General features: G+C 56.2%; 1 pseudogene. It reads right to left on the bottom strand.

Annotated elements, in window-relative coordinates:
- Positions 1–1597, bottom strand: a pseudogene (locus ACIP66_RS28705) (DNA-directed RNA polymerase subunit beta'); the annotation flags it as partial.

Below are 1597 nucleotides of genomic sequence, written 5' to 3'. Positions count from 1 at the left end.
GCGGATCCCACGTGGCCACGATTGCGCCAGCGTCGACCTTGTCACCTTCTTTAACCGAAATCACAGCACCGTACGGCAGCTTGTAACGCTCGCGTTCGCGACCGAATTCGTCAGCGATTGCCAACTCACCGGAACGGGACACAGCTACCAGGCAACCATCTACTCGCTCAACGTGTTTCAGGTTGTGCAGACGGACGGTACCGCCATTCTTCACCTGAACGCTGTCAGCTGCAGAGGTCCGGCTTGCCGCACCACCGATGTGGAACGTACGCATGGTCAGCTGGGTACCCGGCTCACCGATGGACTGGGCAGCGATAACGCCGACCGCTTCACCGATGTTCACCTGGTGACCACGGGCCAGATCGCGGCCGTAGCACTTGGCGCAGATGCCGTAGCGGGTTTCGCAGCTGATCGGCGAGCGAACGATCACTTCGTCGATGCTGTTGAGTTCGATAAACTCGACCCACTTCTCGTCTACCAGCGTGCCGGCAGGAACGATGACTTCTTCGGTACCAGGCTTGAATACGTCACGGGCAATAACACGACCCAATACGCGCTCACCCAACGGCTCTACAACGTCACCGCCTTCAATGTGCGGAGTCATCAGCAGACCGTGTTCGGTGCCGCAATCGATCTCGGTTACAACCAGATCCTGCGCCACGTCTACCAGACGACGAGTCAGGTAACCGGAGTTCGCAGTTTTCAACGCGGTATCCGCCAGACCTTTACGAGCACCGTGAGTGGAGATGAAGTACTGAAGTACGCTCAAACCTTCACGGAAGTTCGCAGTAATCGGCGTTTCAATGATGGAACCGTCCGGCTTGGCCATCAGACCACGCATACCGGCCAGCTGACGAATCTGTGCTGCGGAACCCCGCGCACCCGAGTCAGCCATCATGTACATCGAGTTGAAAGACTCTTGATCGACTTCAACGCCGTGACGGTCGATAACCTTCTCTTTCGAGAGGTTGGCCATCATTGCCTTGGAAACTTCGTCGTTCGCTTTCGACCAAAGGTCGATCACTTTGTTGTACTTCTCGCCCTGAGTTACCAGGCCGGAGGCGTACTGGCTCTCGATCTCTTTCACTTCGTCGGTAGCTGCACCGATGATGCGGGCTTTCTCGTCCGGGATAACGAAGTCGTTAACACCGATGGAAACGCCGGAGATGGTCGAGTAAGCGAAACCGGTGTACATCAACTGGTCAGCGAAGATCACGGTCTCTTTCAAACCAACCACGCGGTAGCACTGGTTGATCAGCTTGGAGATCGCCTTTTTCTTCATTGGCAGGTTGACGACGTCGTACGACAGACCTGGCGGAACAACCTGGAACAACAGCGCACGGCCAACAGTAGTGTCGACGATACGGGTGTTCTTGACGCTGCCACCGTCACGATCATTAACGGTTTCGTTAATACGGACTTTAACTTTGGCGTGCAGTGCGGCTTCGCCGGCACGGAACACACGGTCAACTTCCTGCAGATCCGCGAATACACGACCTTCGCCCTTGGCGTTGATCGCTTCACGAGTCATGTAGTACAGACCCAATACAACGACCTGCGACGGAACGACCATTGGCTCACCGTTGGCTGGCGACAG

The organism is Pseudomonas sp. NPDC088429 (genome assembly GCF_044753305.1).
Taxonomy (GTDB): Bacteria; Pseudomonadota; Gammaproteobacteria; order Pseudomonadales; family Pseudomonadaceae; genus Aquipseudomonas; species Aquipseudomonas rustica.
Note: the sequence above shows the minus strand (reverse complement) of the source record. Positions and strands in the feature narration are given on the sequence as shown.